At 69.4% G+C, this 17,411-nt stretch carries 18 protein-coding genes; 9 read left to right on the forward strand and 9 right to left on the reverse strand.

Annotated elements, in window-relative coordinates:
* Nucleotides 1–27: 27 nt before the first annotated feature.
* On the reverse strand, nt 28–1,101 hold the full coding sequence (gene ychF, locus A4X16_RS15860) for a redox-regulated ATPase YchF (RefSeq protein ID WP_067122475.1): 1,074 nt from the start codon (nt 1,099–1,101) through the stop codon (nt 28–30).
* A 59-nt stretch (nt 1,102–1,160) separates the two neighbouring features.
* A complete protein-coding gene (locus tag A4X16_RS15865; protein WP_067122478.1) occupies nt 1,161–1,901 on the reverse strand; it encodes a class I SAM-dependent methyltransferase in 741 nt (246 codons plus the stop codon).
* Between the two features lie 59 nt (nt 1,902–1,960).
* Between A4X16_RS15865 and A4X16_RS15870 the strand changes: the two genes are divergently transcribed.
* The gene (locus A4X16_RS15870) at nt 1,961–2,557 is read left to right on the forward strand and encodes an exonuclease domain-containing protein (protein WP_067122481.1); all 597 of its coding nucleotides are present in this window, start codon (nt 1,961–1,963) and stop codon (nt 2,555–2,557) included.
* Between the two features lie 44 nt (nt 2,558–2,601).
* A complete protein-coding gene (locus A4X16_RS15875) occupies nt 2,602–3,945 on the forward strand; it encodes a DNA recombination protein RmuC (protein ID WP_082914514.1) in 1,344 nt (447 codons plus the stop codon).
* A 3-nt stretch (nt 3,946–3,948) separates the two neighbouring features.
* On the opposite strand, the gene A4X16_RS15880 is transcribed toward A4X16_RS15875, so the two are convergent.
* The gene (locus A4X16_RS15880) at nt 3,949–4,242 is read right to left on the reverse strand and encodes a hypothetical protein (protein ID WP_157560255.1); all 294 of its coding nucleotides are present in this window, start codon (nt 4,240–4,242) and stop codon (nt 3,949–3,951) included.
* A gap of 157 nt (nt 4,243–4,399) precedes the next feature.
* Nucleotides 4,400–5,386: a class II fructose-bisphosphatase gene (gene glpX / locus A4X16_RS15885; RefSeq protein ID WP_067122487.1), complete on the reverse strand. Its 987-nt coding sequence runs from the start codon at nt 5,384–5,386 to the stop codon at nt 4,400–4,402.
* Nucleotides 5,387–5,568: 182 nt separating this feature from the next.
* Here glpX and fbaA point away from each other — a divergent pair, with 182 nt between their 5' ends.
* Complete coding sequence (gene fbaA / locus A4X16_RS15890; RefSeq protein ID WP_067122490.1) at nt 5,569–6,597, forward strand: class II fructose-bisphosphate aldolase; 1,029 nt, start codon at nt 5,569–5,571, stop codon at nt 6,595–6,597.
* A gap of 61 nt (nt 6,598–6,658) precedes the next feature.
* On the opposite strand, the gene A4X16_RS15895 is transcribed toward fbaA, so the two are convergent.
* From A4X16_RS15895 to A4X16_RS15905, 3 genes are all read right to left on the reverse strand, one after another.
* Entirely contained in the window at nt 6,659–7,180 is a 522-nt protein-coding gene (locus A4X16_RS15895) for a DUF6264 family protein (protein ID WP_067122493.1), read from the reverse strand.
* Nucleotides 7,181–7,454: 274 nt separating this feature from the next.
* On the reverse strand, nt 7,455–8,309 hold the full coding sequence (locus tag A4X16_RS15900) for an IclR family transcriptional regulator (protein WP_231880401.1): 855 nt from the start codon (nt 8,307–8,309) through the stop codon (nt 7,455–7,457).
* Nucleotides 8,248–9,327 (reverse strand): 4-hydroxy-3-methylbut-2-enyl diphosphate reductase, encoded by a 1,080-nt coding sequence (locus A4X16_RS15905; RefSeq protein WP_082914515.1) that lies wholly within the window; start codon nt 9,325–9,327, stop codon nt 8,248–8,250. The genes A4X16_RS15900 and A4X16_RS15905 overlap by 62 nt, the downstream gene beginning before the upstream one ends.
* Before the next feature lie 54 nt (nt 9,328–9,381).
* On the opposite strand from A4X16_RS15905, the gene xseA reads away from it, so the two are divergent.
* The 6 genes from xseA (at nt 9,382) to A4X16_RS15935 (ending at nt 14,738) form a co-directional block, all read left to right on the forward strand.
* On the forward strand, nt 9,382–10,674 hold the full coding sequence (gene xseA, locus A4X16_RS15910) for an exodeoxyribonuclease VII large subunit (RefSeq protein WP_067122496.1): 1,293 nt from the start codon (nt 9,382–9,384) through the stop codon (nt 10,672–10,674).
* 31 nt (nt 10,675–10,705) lie between these two features.
* Entirely contained in the window at nt 10,706–10,945 is a 240-nt protein-coding gene (locus tag A4X16_RS15915; RefSeq protein ID WP_067122499.1) for an exodeoxyribonuclease VII small subunit, read from the forward strand.
* The gene (locus A4X16_RS15920; RefSeq protein WP_067122502.1) at nt 10,942–11,586 is read left to right on the forward strand and encodes a DUF4245 family protein; all 645 of its coding nucleotides are present in this window, start codon (nt 10,942–10,944) and stop codon (nt 11,584–11,586) included. The genes A4X16_RS15915 and A4X16_RS15920 overlap by 4 nt, the downstream gene beginning before the upstream one ends.
* Nucleotides 11,583–12,272 (forward strand): carbonic anhydrase, encoded by a 690-nt coding sequence (locus A4X16_RS15925; protein ID WP_067122505.1) that lies wholly within the window; start codon nt 11,583–11,585, stop codon nt 12,270–12,272. The genes A4X16_RS15920 and A4X16_RS15925 overlap by 4 nt, the downstream gene beginning before the upstream one ends.
* A complete protein-coding gene (locus A4X16_RS15930) occupies nt 12,269–13,681 on the forward strand; it encodes a class II fumarate hydratase (protein ID WP_067122508.1) in 1,413 nt (470 codons plus the stop codon). The genes A4X16_RS15925 and A4X16_RS15930 overlap by 4 nt, the downstream gene beginning before the upstream one ends.
* A gap of 220 nt (nt 13,682–13,901) precedes the next feature.
* The gene (locus tag A4X16_RS15935; protein WP_082914516.1) at nt 13,902–14,738 is read left to right on the forward strand and encodes a type IV toxin-antitoxin system AbiEi family antitoxin domain-containing protein; all 837 of its coding nucleotides are present in this window, start codon (nt 13,902–13,904) and stop codon (nt 14,736–14,738) included.
* A 146-nt stretch (nt 14,739–14,884) separates the two neighbouring features.
* Here the strand turns inward: A4X16_RS15935 and A4X16_RS15940 are convergent, their stop codons facing one another.
* Together A4X16_RS15940 and A4X16_RS15945 are read right to left on the reverse strand one after the other, a co-directional pair.
* Complete coding sequence (locus A4X16_RS15940) at nt 14,885–15,091, reverse strand: YbdD/YjiX family protein (RefSeq protein ID WP_067122511.1); 207 nt, start codon at nt 15,089–15,091, stop codon at nt 14,885–14,887.
* Nucleotides 15,091–17,322 carry a carbon starvation CstA family protein gene (locus A4X16_RS15945; RefSeq protein ID WP_067122513.1) on the reverse strand — a complete coding sequence of 744 codons (2,232 nt, stop codon included), beginning with the start codon at nt 17,320–17,322 and terminating at the stop codon, nt 15,091–15,093. The genes A4X16_RS15940 and A4X16_RS15945 overlap by 1 nt, the downstream gene beginning before the upstream one ends.
* Nucleotides 17,323–17,411 lie beyond the last annotated feature (89 nt).

Here is a 17,411-nt window from a genome sequence, read left to right on the forward strand (position 1 = left end):
ACGGCGTCGACGACGCACGGCTGCGCGTCAGTTGTTGAAGCGGAACTCCACGACGTCGCCGTCCTGCATGACGTAGTCCTTGCCCTCGAGCCGCGCCTTGCCCTTGGCGCGCGCCTCGACGACGGATCCGGTCTCGACGAGGTCGTCGAACGACACGATCTCCGCCTTGATGAAGCCCTTCTCGAAGTCGGTGTGGATGACTCCGGCGGCCTGCGGTGCCTTCGATCCCTTGGGGATCGTCCAGGCGCGGGCCTCCTTGGGCCCTGCGGTCAGGTAGGTCTGCAGGCCGAGGGTGTCGAAGCCGATGCGAGCGAGCTGGTCGAGGCCGGACTCGTCCTGTCCGGTGGACGCGAGGAGCTCGGCGGCATCCTCGGGGTCGAGGTCGATGAGCTCGGATTCGATCTTCGCGTCGAGGAAGATCGCCTGCGCCGGCGCGACCAGCGCGGCGAGCTCGGCCTTGCGGGCGTCGTCCGTGAGCACGGTCTCGTCGACGTTGAAGACGAAGATGACGGGCTTCGAGGTGAGCAGACCGAGTTCGCGGATGGGCGCGAGGTCGATGCCCGCGACCGACAGCAGCACGCCGCGCTCGAGAGCATCCTTCGCGGCCTTCGCCGTCTCGAGCACGACCGGGTCGATCTTCTTCCCGCGCACTTCCTTCTCGTACCGGGTGATCGCTCGATCGACGGTCTCGAGGTCGGCGAGCATCAGCTCGGCGTTGATGGTCTCCATGTCGGATGCCGGGTTCACCGCGCCGTCGACGTGCACGACGTCATCGTCGGCGAAACCGCGGACGACCTGCGCGATCGCATCGGCCTCACGGATGTTCGCGAGGAACTTGTTGCCGAGGCCCTCGCCCTCGCTCGCGCCGCGCACGATGCCCGCGATATCGACGAACGACACGGCCGCGGGCAGTATGCGCTCGCTGCCGAAGATCTCCGCGAGCCTCTCCAGTCGAGGATCGGGCAGGTTGACCACGCCGACGTTCGGCTCGATCGTCGCGAACGGGTAGTTCGCCGCGAGCACGTCGTTCTTGGTCAGAGCGTTGAAGAGGGTGGACTTGCCGACGTTGGGCAGGCCGACGATGCCGATAGTGAGAGCCACGGGGGTCGAGTCTACCCGTCGCGGGTGTCTCGACCCTGCGGGACCGGCTCGAGACGGCGTCAGGCCCTGACGGTGCGGAACGCGCGGGTGACGTACGACAGGTCGATGGTCGAGTCGTCGTCGAGGCCGAGTTCGTCGAAGAGGAGGTCCATCTCCCCTCGGATGCGACGCTTCTCGTCGTCGGGAGCGGTGATGACGTAGCTCCGCGACGACGCCATGCGATGCAGCAGATCGCGGGTGATCGGCCGGGTCCACTCCCAGGTCCGCTCCTCCAGTGCACCGAACGGCGCCGCGACGACGGGCCCTCCTCCCGCGAGCATCACCTCGGCGTTGCTGCCGTGCATGATCGCGGTGAGTCTCCGCACCCAGTCCTCCCGATCGTCGCGGACGTTCCAGATCAGGCCGAGGGTGCCTCCGCTGCGCAGGACGCGTCCGATCTCCGCCGATCCCTGCTCCGGGTCGACCCAGTGCCATGCCTGGCCCAGAACGACCGCGTCGACGCTCGCATCCGGCAGCGGCAGCCTCTCGGCGCTGCCGACGAACGTCGGGACCCCGGGGATCGCGTCGCGCAGGGTTCTCAGCATCGCGGGATCGGGATCGATCGCGACGATCTCGGCATCCGGTGCACCGGTCAGCACCCGCGTGAGCTTGCCCGTCCCGGCCCCGACGTCGGCGATGCGACGCGAGCCGGAGGGAAGGGACTCGAGCATCCAGGCCACCGCGTCGAACGGATAGTCGGGACGCCCCAGTTCGTAGTTGTGCGCCTCGGCGCCGAACGAGGTCGAGAGTGCCTCACTCATGTCGCCAGCCTACGGCGCGTCCTCCTGGGCGACCACGGATGCCGGGAGAGAGTGGGGTCGTGCCCCTGGACTTCACCGCTATCGACTTCGAGACGGCGAATTCCAGTCCCGCCTCCGCCTGCTCCGTCGGACTCGTCCGCGTCCGCGACGGCCGTGTCGTCGCCACGACCGGATGGCTCATCCGCCCGCCGGCCGGTCACGACGAGTTCCAGGAGTGGAACGTCCGGATCCACGGGATCCGCGCGCAGGACGTCCTCGGCGCCGCGTCGTGGGTCGAGCAGTTCGACCGCCTGTGCGATTTCGCCGGCGCGGACGTGCTCGTGGCGCACAACGCGGGCTTCGATCTGAACGTCCTCCGCAGAGCCGCCGAGGCCACCGGCGGCGACTGCCCCCCGTACCGCTCGCTGTGCAGCCTGCAGGTGGCGCGCAAGGTCTACGACCTCGAGTCCTACCGACTCCCCAAGGCCGCGGAGGCCGCCGGGTTCACCGGCTTCTCCCATCACGACGCCCTCGCGGATGCCCTGGCGTGTGCGCACATCGTCATGGACGCCTCCCGCCGGCTCGGCGCCCCTGACGTCTTCGCGCTCGCGGATGCACTCGGCCTGCGCGTGACCGAGCCCGCGGTGCGCAGACTGCCGGAGCCCGCCGTCGCCTGAGTCGCTGCGGACGAACGTCCGAGGCCCCGCGCATCATGGACCACATGGATGCTCTGACGATCGTGCTCGTGCTGATCGCCCTCGCCTGCGGAGGAGCGGTCGGCTGGTTCGTCCGCGCGGCGAGGAGCGCCGCTGAGCTCGCCCGTGCGGGCGCGGAGCTGGCTGCCGCACGCGACGACCGCGATCGTCAGTACGACCTCTACCGCGATGCCGTCGAGCACGCGCGTTCCGAGCAGCGCGCCGAGGCGCAGCGGGTCCAGCAGCAGAACGCTGTGCTCACCGCCCTCGCCCCGGTGCGCGAGAGCCTCCATCAGATGCAGCAGAAGGTCTCGGCGATCGAGCAGGAGCGCCACGCGCAGTTCGGCTCGCTGGCCGAGCAGCTCCGGCGCGCGCAGGAGTCCGACGAGGCGCTGCGGGCGACGACCGAGTCGCTCGCGGGTGCCCTCCGCTCCACCGCGACCCGCGGGGTCTGGGGCGAGACGCAGCTGCGCCGCGTGGTGGAGGCCGCGGGACTGACCCGTCACGTCGACTTCGACCTGCAGGCGACGATCAGCTCCGACCGCGGGCAGGGACGCCCGGACATGGTCATCCGCCTCGCCGGAGGCGCGTCGATCGCTGTCGATGCGAAGGTCCCGCTCGATGCGTACCTCGAAGCGTCCGCGCTCCCGGCGGGCGACGCCCATGAGGCGCAGCGCCGCACGCACATGCAGAAGCACGTGAAGGCGGTCCGCGCACACGTCGACGCGCTCGCGAAGAAGGCGTACTGGGCGGGTCTCGAGGCGAGTCCCGAGTTCGTGATCTGCTTCCTGCCGACCGAATCGCTGCTGGCCGCCGCGATCGACGAGGATCCCGCTCTGCTGGACTACGCGTTCAGCCGACGCGTCGCGCTCGCGTCACCGGTGAACCTGTGGGCCGTGCTGAAGACCGTGGCGTACACCTGGACGCAGCAGGAGGTCTCGACCGAGGCGCGGTCGCTGCTGGCCCTCGGGACACAGCTGTACGACCGTCTCGGGGTGCTGGCCGGCCACGCCGACGATCTCCGTCGCGCGCTGGAACGGACGGTCGACAGCTACAACCGGTTCGCCGGATCGCTCGAGACACGGGTTCTCGTGACGGCTCGACAGTTCCCGGGGATCGACTCCACCGCACTCGACGCCCCGCCCGCCGCGATGGCGGTGCAGGCGCGGCGCTTCACCGCGCCCGAGCTCGTGACCGATGAGCGTGTGACCGTGACGGACGAGCACCTCTCCGTGGATGCCGTGGCGGACGGCGAAACGACGGAGGTCGAGGGGGTGCCGACGGTCGACGAGACGCTGCGGGCCGACGTCGGCGACGTCCGGGGCAGGCTCGCGGACGACGGGTCGTCCGAGCGGTTCAGGACGCGGTGACGCTCATGCGACGCCCGGCACGCCACTGAGCAGCAGGATGACGAGACCGCTGGTCACGACGAACGCGCCGATCATCCACCATGCGCTGAGCTCGTGGCCTTCGTCTCGCCGCACGCGGAAGAGCACATCCGCCCGGCGCGCCGGATCGGTGGACACGACCGACGGAGCCGCGGGCGCTGCCGGAGACTGCGTCGCTGCCGCGACCTCCTCCGGACTGATGCGCAGGATGCGTCCGGTGCTGGTGGTGACGATCTTCGTCGGCGCGGCTTTCGAACTGCTCGTGTGCTGCGATGTCATCTGTCCGCCCTCCTCTGTCTGCGGTGCCTGGCGGCTCCATCGACGGCGACAAACCCAGACACAATTGTGCCACGCGGAGCAGGGAAAGCCGGTTCTGCGGCGATTCGTGCGGTACCGGGTCGGTAACGATGGACCCCTATCCCTCAGCCCTCGAGGGTCACAGCCACTTCGAGACGAGGTGCTCCGAGGCGATGCGACGGAGCGTGCCGGAGGCCCCGCGCAGCACCACGCTCTCGGTGTAGATGTAGCCGTGCTCGCGGCGGACACCCGCCACCAGCTGCCCGTCGGTGACGCCGGTCGCGACGAAGATCGTGTTGTCCCCGCGCACGAGATCGTCCGCCTCGTAGACCTTGTCCATGTCGAGGCCGGCGTCGATGCCGCGCTGGCGCTCGTCGTCGTCTCGCGGCCAGAGCCTGCCCTGGATGTGCCCGCCGAGCGCCTTGATGGCACAGGCCGTGACGATGCCCTCCGGGCTCCCGCCGATGCCCACGCACATGTCGGTGCGCGCCGCGTGACGAGCCGCGTTGATGCCGCCGGCCACGTCGCCGTCGCTCATGAGCCGAGTGCCCGCGCCGGCGTCTCGGATCTCCTGGATCAGCTTCTCGTGCCGGGGCCGGTTGAGCACGGAGACGACGATCTCGTCGACGGGCTTCTCCAGCGCTCCGGCGAGCTTGCGGATGTTCTCGCCGATCGGCAGGCGGATGTCGACGACGCCGACGCCCGCGGGTCCGGTGACGAGCTTGTCCATGTAGAAGACGCTCGACGCGTCGAGCATCGACCCGCGGTCCGAGACGGCGATGACGGAGAGCGCGTTCTGGCGACCTGCCGCCGTCAGCGAGGTGCCGTCGATCGGGTCGACGGCGATGTCGCACTGCGGTCCGGTGCCCGTGCCGACCTCTTCGCCGTTGAAGAGCATGGGGGCGTTGTCCTTCTCGCCCTCGCCGATCACCACTCGTCCCTGGAACGCCACCGTGCCGAGGAAGGCGCGCATGGCGTCGACGGCGGCCCCGTCGGCCGCCTCCTTGGCGCCGCGACCGATGAACGGCACCGCGCGGATCGCCGCAGCCTCGGTGGCGCGCACCAGCTCCATCGCGAGGTTGCGGTCGGGTCGAAGGGGGCTCAGGTCGGCTGTCAGACTCACCATGCGGTCAGCCTAGCCACGCAGGCGCACCGAATCGCCGGTTTTCACGCCCTCAGGACCGAAGGATCCGCGATTCTTAACGTGAGCGCAGGACGCCATGGGCGCCCGGCGCCGACGCACGGCATCCGTCGACCCACCCCGATAGAGTGACAGCTGTCCCGGCTTCACCTATCGCAGGAGTTCTCATGCCCGTCGCCACCCCGGATCAGTACGCCGAAATGCTCGACCGCGCGAAGGCCGGCGGCTTCGCGTACCCCGCATTCAACGTCTCGAGCTCGCAGACCATCAACTCGGTCCTCCAGGGCCTGACCGAGGCCGGCTCGGACGGCATCATCCAGGTCACGACGGGCGGCGCCGACTACTTCGCCGGCCACACCGTGAAGGCCCGCGCGACCGGCGCCCTCGCCTTCGCCCGCTACGCGACCGAGGTCGCCAAGAACTACCCGGTCACGGTCGCGCTGCACACCGACCATTGCCCCAAGGACGCTCTCGCGGGCTTCGTCGAGCCGCTCATCGCCGCGTCGGAGGACGAGGTGAAGGCCGGGCGCAACCCGATCTTCCAGTCGCACATGTGGGACGGCTCGGCCGTGCCGCTCGCGGAGAACATCGAGATCGCGAAGAATCTCCTCCCCCGCATGAAGAGCATCAACGCCATCCTCGAGGTCGAGATCGGCGTCGTCGGCGGCGAGGAGGACGGAGTCCAGCACGAGGGCTCGAACGAGGCCCTCTACACGACCTTCGCCGACGTCGACCAGGCCGTTCAGGCGCTGGGCCTCGGCGAGCAGGGCCGCTACATCGCCGCCCTGACCTTCGGCAACGTCCACGGCGTCTACAAGCCGGGTGGCGTGAAGCTGCGTCCCGAGCTGCTCGGCGAGATCCAGGAGCAGGTCGCCGCAAAGTACAACACGGGCGCCAAGCCGCTCGACCTCGTCTTCCACGGCGGCTCCGGCTCGACCGACGACGAGATCGCGCTGGCCGTCGCGAACGGCGTGATCAAGATGAACATCGACACCGACACGCAGTACGCGTACACCCGGGCGATCGCCGACTACATGTTCAAGAACTACGACGGCGTCCTCAAGGTCGACGGCGAGGTCGGCAACAAGAAGCAGTACGACCCGCGCGCGTGGGGCAAGATCGCGGAGAGCGCGATGGCCGCCCGCGTCGTCGAGTCGACGCGCCAGCTCGGCTCGTACGGCCAGTCGAAGAGCTGACCGACCGCATCCAGGACGATGCCCCCGACCGGCGGTCGGGGGCTTCGTCGTATGCGGTGCGCTAGGAGCCGGTGGTCGACGTGAGGAAGGCGACGAAGGCCGGGTCGCCCATCATCGGGATCGCGATGCATATCGAGGTGACGACGAGGGTCGCGAACGCGCCGACCACGGGGAGCCACCACGAGATCCGCCCGCTGCGGAGCCGCCGGATCGAGAGGAATGCCGTGAGCGCCCAGCCGACGGCGAGGACGACCGCGGCGATGGTGCCCCAGAGTGCGCCCTGCGCGTAGTTCGTGAACTCGCCGTCGATGCCCAGGACTCCCATGACCTCGTTCATGGCCGTCGGGAAGTCGAGGTACGACAGCCCTGTCATCACGACGTTGATGAGTCCGTAGGCGAGCAGGGCGATCGTGACGAACCGGTCGACGGGATGCGGACGCGCGCTCGACGCCGGCGCGGCCGGAGTCGCGGACGCCGGCTCGCCGGGAGGCGGCGCCACCTCCGACAGGGGCGGGAGACCGGCTGCTCTGCGCTGCTCGTCGAGTGTCGCCAGTTCGCCGTATCGGGGCCGGTACTCCGTCATTCCAGCATGCTACTCGCGCCGCCTTCGGGCGCCTCTCAGAGATCGGCCCGCGAGACGGCCGGAAAACGATGGCGGCCCCGGAGAAGTGGGGACTCCTCGGGGCCGCGGATGAGAACGCTGGGGACGTTCGTCATCCAAGTGGGTCGAAGAACGCTGGGGACGTTCCACCACCTGTAGCGCCGTGTGTACAGACGTCTACCTTCTCGATCATAGGAAAGCGGATGCCGGGGCACTAGCCCGACTTCTTCATATAGTGAACTGAGGGCAGCAACCCTCAGATGGAGAAGTCGGGTCCGATCTCCGCACCGTCGAGGGCGTCCGCCCCCAGCTGGAGCGACAGCCGACGGGCGGTCTGCTGCAGCTTCGTCACGAGGGCCCGATCGACCACGGCGCTGTCGGCGGGCAGGGAGATCGCCAGCGAGGCCGTGACGTTCGGGGCGATGACCGGCACGGCCACGCACGCGTTGCCGATCGAGTACTCCTCGCGATCGATCGTGAACCCGGGCGAGGACTCGAGCTGCGTCAGGAGGGTCCGGCGATCGCTGATCGTGCGCGGGGTGAGCTCCTCGAGCCGGTGGCGGGAGAGGTAGTCGAGCCGCTCGTCGTCGGACATGTCGGTGAGGATCTGCTTTCCCAGCGCCGTCGCGTGGGCGCTGGACTCGAGACCCACCCACAGCTCGATGCGGGGATTCCGCACCGCATCCACGATGTCGACGAGATGCATCTCGCCGTCGTGGAAGCGCGAGAGATAGGCGGTCGCGCCGATCTCATCGGTCACCTCACGCAGCGCCGCGCGCACTCTGGCGAGGAAGACGCCCCGCGAGTCCTGCTCCGTCTGGAACGCCGGAAACCTCGATCCGAGCACCAGCCCGTCCGGCTCGTTCGCCAGGTACCCCTCGTGGATCAGCGTGCGGACGAGGTTGTAGGTGGTCCCCTGAGTGAGCCCGGTGATGGCCGCGAGCATCTTCACCGGCAGCGGACGCGGGGAGTTCGCGACGATGTCGACGAGCCGAAGAGCGCGTTGCACGGATCCGATCAGGGTCGGCTCCGCCTCCGCGGCGTTCACGTCAGGCGCTTCCGCCAGACGCGCGGCCCCCCAGCGCACGAGCGTCGCGCTGGCCGGCAGCATCCTGGCGCAGCTCCTTCGGCAGCGAGAACATGAGGTCCTCCTCCGCCGTCTTCACCTCTTCGACGTCGCTGTATCCGGCGCCGGCGAGAGCGTCGAGCACCTCGCGCACCAGCACCTCGGGGACCGAAGCGCCGCTGGTGACGCCGACGGTCTCGACGCCATCGAGCCATTCCTGCTTGACCTCCTCGGCGTAGTCGACCCGATACGCGGCCTTGGCGCCGTACTCGAGGGCGACCTCGACGAGGCGCACGCTGTTCGACGAGTTCGACGAGCCCACGACGATCACGAGATCGGCGTTCGCGGCGACCTTCTTGATCGCGACCTGGCGGTTCTGCGTGGCGTAGCAGATGTCGTCGGACGGCGGATTGTGCAGCTCGGGGAAGCGCGTGCGCAGACGGTTGACGGTCTCCATGGTCTCGTCCACCGAGAGGGTCGTCTGCGAGAGCCAGACGACCTTCGAGGGGTCCTTGACCTGAACGGTGTCGGCCTCGTCGGGAGAGTTCACGACGGTCACGTGATCCGGAGCCTCGCCGGCCGTGCCCTCGACCTCCTCGTGCCCCTCATGGCCGATGAGCAGGATCTCGAAGTCGTCGCGCGCGAAACGCACGGCCTCCCTGTGCACCTTCGTGACGAGAGGGCAGGTCGCGTCGATCGCGTGCAGGCCGCGATCGGACGCCGCGTTGACGACAGCCGGAGAGACTCCGTGCGCGCTGAAGACGACGTGGGCTCCCTCCGGGACCTCGTCGACCTCCTCGACGAAGATCGCGCCCTTCTCCTCGAGCTCGGTGACGACATGGATGTTGTGCACGATCTGCTTGCGCACGTAGACAGGTGCGCCGTAGCGCTCGAGCGCCTTCTCGACGGCCACGACCGCGCGGTCCACACCGGCGCAGTACCCGCGCGGAGCGGCGAGCAGAACACGCTTCTGTCCGACGACCGGGTTATCCTTGAGCCGCCCGACCGCCGCACGTACTCGTGGGACACGCGGGAGAGGGAGATGAACGGCAGTCGAGGTCACTCCAGAATTCTACCGCCGAGAACCTGAGCAGGAGCGGGAAGGTGCACTGAGCGGATGACGGTCTTCGAAGCATCGACGCGTCCCGGCGAGACTCCGCCCGCGGATGCCGTCGCCCCGCGCGACTCGTCGGCCGATGCGCCGACCTCCGTCGCCCGGCTGAACGCGACGATCCGCGACTTCGTCGCGCGCTGGAACACGGTGTGGGTCGAGGGCGAGATCACGTCCTGGAACGTGCGGGCCGGGAACATCTTCGCGCGGCTGAAGGACACGCGCTCGGATGCGCAGATCTCGATCCGCATCTGGTCGAGCGTGCGCCCCCGGATCCCGGGCGACCTGGGCGTCGGCGACCACGTCGTGGCGGCGGTGAAGGCCGACTACTTCGTCAAGGCAGGGGACTTCAGCTTCGCGGTATCCGCGATGAAGCACGTGGGGCTCGGCGATCAGCTCGAGAAGCTCGAGAAGCTCCGCATCCAGCTCCGGCAGGAGGGCCTGTTCGACCCGTCGAGGAAGAAGCGGCTCCCGTTCCTCCCTCACGTCATCGGACTGATCACGGGCGAGCGGTCGGATGCCGAGAAGGACGTGCACCGCAACGCCGAGCTGCGGTGGCCGCAGGTGCGCTTCCGCACCGAGTACGCGGCCGTGCAGGGCGACCGGTGCGTCCCGGAGACCCTTGCTGCGCTGGCACGGCTCGACGCCGACCCCGAGGTCGACGTCATCGTGATCGCCCGAGGGGGCGGCGATCCGCAGACGCTGCTCGGCTTCAGCGACGAGCGGCTCGTCCGTGCGGTCGCCGCAGCCCGCACCCCCGTCGTCAGCGCGATCGGACACGAGAACGACCATCCGCTCCTCGACGACGTCGCCGACCTGCGGGCCTCCACCCCGACGGATGCCGCGAAGCGCGTCGTGCCCGACGTGAGCGAGCAGAGGGCGGTGATCGCCCAGCTGCGTTCGCGCGCGACCAGCCGGCTCACCCAGCGACTGTCGCACGACATCGCGCAGCTCGAGCAGCTGCGCTCCCGTCCGGCGCTGCGGTCGCCCGACCCGATCATCGACTCCCGAGCCCAGGAGCTCTGGCTTCTGCAGGCGCGCGGCCGCGACAGCATCTCCCGGCAGCTGGACGGCGCCGGCCGCGCCACGAGCGAGCTGCGCGCGTCGCTCCGCGCCCTCTCCCCCGCGGCGACCCTCGCCCGCGGATACGCGATCGCCCACCTCGAGGGCGGCGTCATCCTCCGCGACGCGGCGGACGCCCCGGCCGGGAGCGCCCTGACGATCACGGTCGACCGGGGGTCTATCGCCGCCCGCTCCGAAGGCGAGATCGACGAGGCCTCGACTCCGGCGTCCGACTGAGGCCGCCCCGGGCAGCGCGTAGGATGGAGGCGTGAGTGCGCTGAACGACACCCCCGTGGACACCCTGTCGTTCGAGGCCGCTCGTGATGAGCTCGTGAAGGTGGTCTCGGAGCTGGAGCAGGGGGCGCCGACCCTCGAGCAGTCCCTCGCCCTGTGGGAGCGCGGAGAGGCTCTCGCCGCTCGCTGCGACGAGTGGCTGCTCGGCGCGAAGCGCCGGCTCGAGGCCGCCCGTGCCGCGGCATCCGACTCTCCCGCCGAGGACGCGTCGTGAACAAGTCCGCCCCGATCGTCGCCGAGCTCGGCCGCCCCGAGACCCCCGAGGAGACCGCGGCGCGCAAGGCCGCGTCGAGCAAGGCGTACCGGTCGAGCCAGACCTTCCGCAGCCTCATCGCCGCCCTCATCGCCACCCTGGCCATCGTCGTCGTCATCGTCTTCGCGGTTCCCCGCGGCGAGCCGGCGACCGCGCCGACCGTCGATCTGGACGGCATCGCAGCCGACGTCGAGTCCACGATGGACAGCCCCGTCATCGTCCCCGAGCTCGACGACTTCTGGCGGGTCAACGCCGCCGAGCTCTCCAGCGGCGCGACTCCGGTCTGGGACATCACCCTCGCACCGGCCGCAGAGGACGAGCGCGGATTCATCCGCGTCGCGCAGGCCTTCGACGCCGACGCCTCCTGGGCACCCCAGCGCCTCAACGGGATCGCGCCCACCGACACGACGTCGATCGGCGGTCTCGAGTGGGACGTCTATCAGCTCGGGGATGCCGGCGCGAAGCAGAACGTCACGTATGCGATCGGCACGCAGGCCGGCGACGACTACCTGCTGCTCTACGGGTCGCGCTCCGCGGCATCCACCGCTGAGCTCGCCGAATCGCTCGTCCCCCAGATCCGCGATCTCTCGGAGCCCTCATGACACACGCCCTCACCCCCACCGCCGCCTGGACCCAGATGCAGGAGGGCAATCGTCGCTTCGTCGCCGACGAGCCGCGCCACCCGAACCAAGACGTCGCTCGCCGCAAGAACCTCACCGAGGCGCAGCATCCGGTCGCGACGCTGTTCGGATGCTCGGATTCGCGCCTGGCCGCCGAGATCATCTTCGACCTCGGACTGGGCGACCTGTTCGTGGTCCGCAATGCGGGGCAGGTCATGGGCGAGTCGATCGTCGCGAGCCTCGAGTACGCCGTCGCGGTGCTCGAGGTGCCGCTGATCGTCGTCCTGGCCCACGACTCGTGCGGCGCCGTGCGCGCCGCGATCGACGGCACCGCCATCGACGCCGCGCCCCTCCCCCCGCACATCTGGAAGCTCGTCGCCCCGATCGTCCCCGCCGCCCGCAAGGTGCTGGCGGCGAGCGGCGGATCCACCGTCGCCGAGATCGACGCCGAGCTCGTCGGCGAGGAGCATCTCCGCAACACGGTCGGCGACCTGCTGCAGTCGTCGGAGATCATCTCCCAGGCCGTCGCCGACGGGCGACTCGGCATCGTGGGCGCCAACTACCGTCTGGCCGAGGGCACCGCGGTGCCCGTCATCACCGTCGGCATCGACGCCGACGGAACCGACACCGAGGGGCAGAGCCCCGCAACCGAGGAGGGTATGCAATGACCGACACCCCGCGCAGCGACTCGCAGGAGTTCCGCATCGAGCACGACACCATGGGTGAGGTGCGCGTGCCCGTCGACGCGCTCTACGGGGCGCAGACGCAGCGCGCCGTCGAGAACTTCCCCATCTCGGGCAAGGGCCTGGAGTCGGCGCAGATCGCCGCCCTCGCGCGCATCAAGAAGGCCGCCGCGCTCGCCAACAAGGAGCTCGGCACCCTCGACGGCGCGATCGCCGACGCCATCGCGCAGGCCGCCGACCAGGTCGCCGCCGGCACGCACGACCGCGAGTTCCCCGTCGACACGTACCAGACGGGCTCCGGCACGTCGTCGAACATGAACATGAACGAGGTGCTCGCGACGCTGGCGACCGGCATCCTCGGCGCGAACGTCCACCCCAACGACCACGTCAACGCCTCGCAGTCGTCGAACGACGTCTTCCCGACCTCGGTGCACATCGCCGTCACCCAGGCGCTGATCGACACGCTCATCCCCGCGCTCGACCACCTCGCCGTCGCCCTCGAGGCCAAGGCCGAGCTGTGGAAGGACGCCGTCAAGTCGGGTCGCACGCACCTCATGGACGCGACGCCCGTGACGCTCGGCCAGGAGTTCGGCGGGTACGCCCGTCAGATCCGCCTCGGCATCGAGCGCGTGCAGTCGGCTCTCCCCCGCGTCGCCGAGGTCCCGCTCGGCGGAACCGCGGTCGGCACCGGCATCAACACCCCCCTCGGCTTCCCGCAGAAGGTCATCGCGCTGCTCGCGGCCGAGACCGAGCTGCCCATCACCGAGGCGAAGGACCACTTCGAGGCCCAGGCCAACCGTGACGGCCTCGTCGAGACCTCGGGCGCGTTGCGCACGATCGCCGTGTCTCTGACGAAGATCAACAACGACCTCCGCTGGATGGGCTCCGGCCCCAACACGGGTCTCGGCGAGCTGCACATCCCCGACCTGCAGCCCGGCTCCTCGATCATGCCCGGCAAGGTCAACCCGGTCGTCCCCGAAGCCGTGCTGATGGTGTGCGCCCGCGTGATCGGCAACGACGCGACTGTCGCCTGGGCCGGAGCATCCGGCTCCTTCGAGCTCAACGTGGCCATCCCGGTCATGGGCACCGCGCTGCTCGAGTCGATCCGTCTGCTGGCCAACGCCTCTCGCGTGCTCGCCGACAAGACGATCGACGGCCTGCAGGCGAACACCGAGCGCGCCGCCGCCTTCGCCGGCATGAGCCCGTCGATCGTGACGCCGCTGAACAAGCTCATCGGCTACGAGGCCGCGGCGAAGATCGCCAAGCACTCGGTCGCGAAGGGCATCACGGTGCGGGATGCCGTGATCGACCTCGGCTACGTCGAGCGCGGCGACCTGACGCTCGAGCAGCTCGACGAGAAGCTCGACCTGCTCTCGATGACGCACCCGGGCTGAGCCCCGCCGGGCTCGGTCCCGCTTCGGCCACCTCGGGGGCCGACACGCCATACGTCGGACACAGGACGCGTTCCTGTCCGACAACTGGTGTGTCGGCCCCCGAAGTGCGTGAGGGCACCGTTCCTGCACAGGGGCGTCGACGGACGGGGTTTCGCACCGGTGCCGCAGAACTTTCGCGGTCACTGCGGCCACCGTGCAGAAGCGCGGTCATGCTGGCCGGATGCTCGATCCACGACTCACCCTCGATCGCCTCGGCGGCCTCGCACGCGGCGCGCATCTCCAACGGCTCGGCGTCGACCGGCCCGCCCTCGCCAGAGCGGTTCGCCTCGGGCGGATCGACCGCGTGCGTCAGGGCCTGTTCGCCTCTCCTGCTCTTCCGAGCGCCCTGCGCCGCGCGGCGTCGCACGGCGGTGCGCTCACCTGCAGCGCCGCCCTGCGACATCACGGCGTCTGGGTGCTGGCCGATGCCGATCGCGTACACGTCTGGGTCGGTCGTCGAGGACGGATCCACGAGCACGACGGATGCCGGTGCGGCAGCCATTTCTTCCGGGGGACGGTGCCGCTGGGCGTCGTCGATGTCGAGACAGCGCTCATCCACCTGTTCCGCTGCGAAGGCGACGAGTCGTTCTTCGCCTCGCTCGAATCCGCCCTGCACCGGGGTCTCCTGTCACGCGCGGCGCTGCTCAGGGTACGCAGCGCCCTCCCGGCATCCGCTCGGTGGCTGACCGACCTCGCGCATGCGCACTCGGAGAGCGGACTCGAGTCTATCCTGCGCGTGCGTCTGCACCTGCTCGGCATCCTGCTCACCGCGCAGGTGGCCATCGACGGAGTCGGTCGTGTCGACTTCGTGCTCGACGGACGACTCATCCTCGAGGTCGACGGTCGGGAGAACCATGCGGGTCGAGATCATCGCCACAGGGACCTCGTGCGGGATGCTGCCGCGTCAGCGCGCGGCTACGAGACCCTGCGCTTCGACTACGCGCAGGTCATCCACGACTGGCCGACCGTGCAAGCGGCCATAGAGAAGGCCCTGCTTCGCAGCAGCGACCACGCCTGACCACCGCCTGCGACCGCTGGCCGCGTCACTTCGGGGGCCGACACACCACCGGACGGACGCGAAGCCTGACAACGTCCGACGCATGGCGTGTCGGCCCCCTGGGTGGCGGGGACGACACGACACGGGGTCGAGGCGGCGAGCCCCGGTCAGCAGCAGCGGGCGCCGGGGTCGGCATCCTGCGCGGCGTAGTGCCGACGCCAGAACTCCCGCTCCGACAGGGGCTGCCGATGCGGATGCCGGGAACGATGGTGCGCGACGTAGGCCGCATAGCGCGACTCGCCGGTGAGGCCGTTCACGTACCATGCGACCGCGCGCCAGACCCGCCGCGCGCCGTCGACCACGACCGTGCTCATCAGTGTCCCCTCGTCGGCTGCGCCTCGTCGGGAAGAGCATTCCACTGCTTCTCGAGGGAACGCTCCTCGGTCGTGGCGATCAGCCCGGCCGGGGCGAAGCGGCGCGACGGGACCTCGGGATCCTCCTGATCGACCACCGGCCCCGGCCGCACCGCCCGGATCACCTTCACCACCGAGATCGCGATGACGATCACAGACAGCACGAGGAACGTGACCGACAGCACGCCCTGGATCATCGTGTTGCGCACCACAGCCTCCATCGCCGCGACGCTCGTGGCGGTGCCGAACGACGTCTCACCCGCGGCGAGCGCGTCACGGAATGCCACGTGGTTCGCGAAGTACCCGACCTGCGGAACGGTCGAGAAGATCTTCTGCAGGGATGCCGTCACCGTGACCACCGTGACGAAGGCCAGCGGAAGGGCGACCACCCACAGCACGCGGAACGTCCGCCGGCGAGCCACGATCGTGAGCACGACGGCGAGCGCGATCGCCGCCAGCAGCTGGTTCGCTATGCCGAACAGCGGGAACAGGGTGTTGATGCCGCCGAGGGGGTCGGTGACGCCCATGATGAGCACCGCCCCCCATCCGGCGACCATCACGGCCGTGCAGATCCACGCCCCGAGCCGCCACGACGTGTCCTTGAAGCGGGGGACGAGATTGCCGACCGAGTCCTGGAGCATGAAGCGCGCCACCCGGGTGCCCGCATCGACGGCGGTCAGGATGAAGAGCGCCTCGAACATGATCGCGAAGTGGTACCAGAAGGCCATCATGCCCGTGCCGCCGATCCACTGCTGCATGATGTGCGCGAGACCCAGCGCCAGTGTCGGCGCACCACCCGTGCGGGAGACGATCGACTCCTCCCCCACGGCCTCCGCCGTGCTGGTGAGCATGTCGGGCGTCAGGTTCACCCCGGTGAGCCCGAGGCTGTTGACGAACTGCACGGCGCCCTCGACCGTGCCGAGGGTCGCCGCGGGCGAGGAGTTCATGGCGAAGTAGAGCCCCCGGTCGATCGAGATCGCCGCCACGAGGGCCATGATCGCGACGAACGACTCCATGAGCATCCCGCCGTACCCGATGAAGCGGGTCTGCTTCTCCTTCTCGATCATCTTCGGGGTGGTGCCCGAGGAGATCAGCGCATGGAATCCGCTCAGCGCGCCGCAGGCGATCGTGACGAAGAGGAACGGGAACAGCGCGCCTGACCAGACCGGGCCGGTCTCGCCGCCGGCGAACTCGCTGAACGCGGGGACGGTGATCTCCGGACGGACGAACACGATCGCGACGGCGAGCGCCACGATCACGCCGATCTTCATGAACGTCGACAGGTAGTCGCGCGGCGCGAGGAGGATCCACACGGGCAGCACGGCGGCGATGAAGCCGTAGATGATGATGCCCCACGCGATCGTGGTGCGGTCGAGCGTGAAGATCGCCTGGCCCCAGTCGGTCTCGGCGACCATGCCGCCGCCGATGATCGCCGCCATCAGCAGCACGAAGCCGATCAGCGAGACCTCGGTGATCCTCCCCGGGCGGATCCAGCGCAGGTACGCGCCCATGAAGAGGGCGATCGGGATCGTCATCGCCACCGAGAAGACGCCCCACGGGCTCTCCCCCAGCGCGTTGACGACGACCAGCGCGAGGATCGCTGTGATGATGATCATGATGAGCAGGGTCGCGATGATCGCCGCCGTGCCGCCGAACCGGCCCAGCTCGTCACGCGCCATCTGTCCCAGCGAGCGACCGCCCCGGCGCATCGAGAAGAACATCACCAGATAGTCCTGCACGGCGCCCGCGAGCACCACGCCGACGATGATCCAGAGCGTGCCGGGCAGATATCCCATCTGCGCGGCGAGTACCGGACCGACGAGGGGACCCGCGCCCGCGATCGCCGCGAAGTGGTGCCCGAAGAGGACACGGCGGTCGGTGGCGACGTAGTCCTTGCCGTCGGCCTTGTACTCGGCAGGGGTCGCCCGGCGGTCGTTCGGCTTGACGAGGTTGCGCTCGATGAACTTCGAGTAGAACCGGTAGAAGATCAGGTACGTGCAGACGGCCGCGAAGACGAACCAGATCGCGTTGACCGTCTCTCCTCTGACGATCGCGAGCATGGTCCAAGCGACACCGCCCAGCACCGCGATCGCCGCCCACAGCACGATCTTCAGCGGCGTCCACCGCGGTCTCTCCTCCACCGCCACCGGAGGAAGCGAGTGGTCGTCGACGGTCTTCGTTGCATCGCTCATAGCGCATCACTCCATCGTCTGCGTTCGATGCCCCGAGCCTAATCCGCGCGCGGGCGGGAGGAAACGCGCATCGCCGACACGGATGCCGG

This window comes from Microbacterium sp. H83 (genome assembly GCF_001650405.1).
GTDB lineage: Bacteria > Actinomycetota > Actinomycetes > Actinomycetales > Microbacteriaceae > Microbacterium.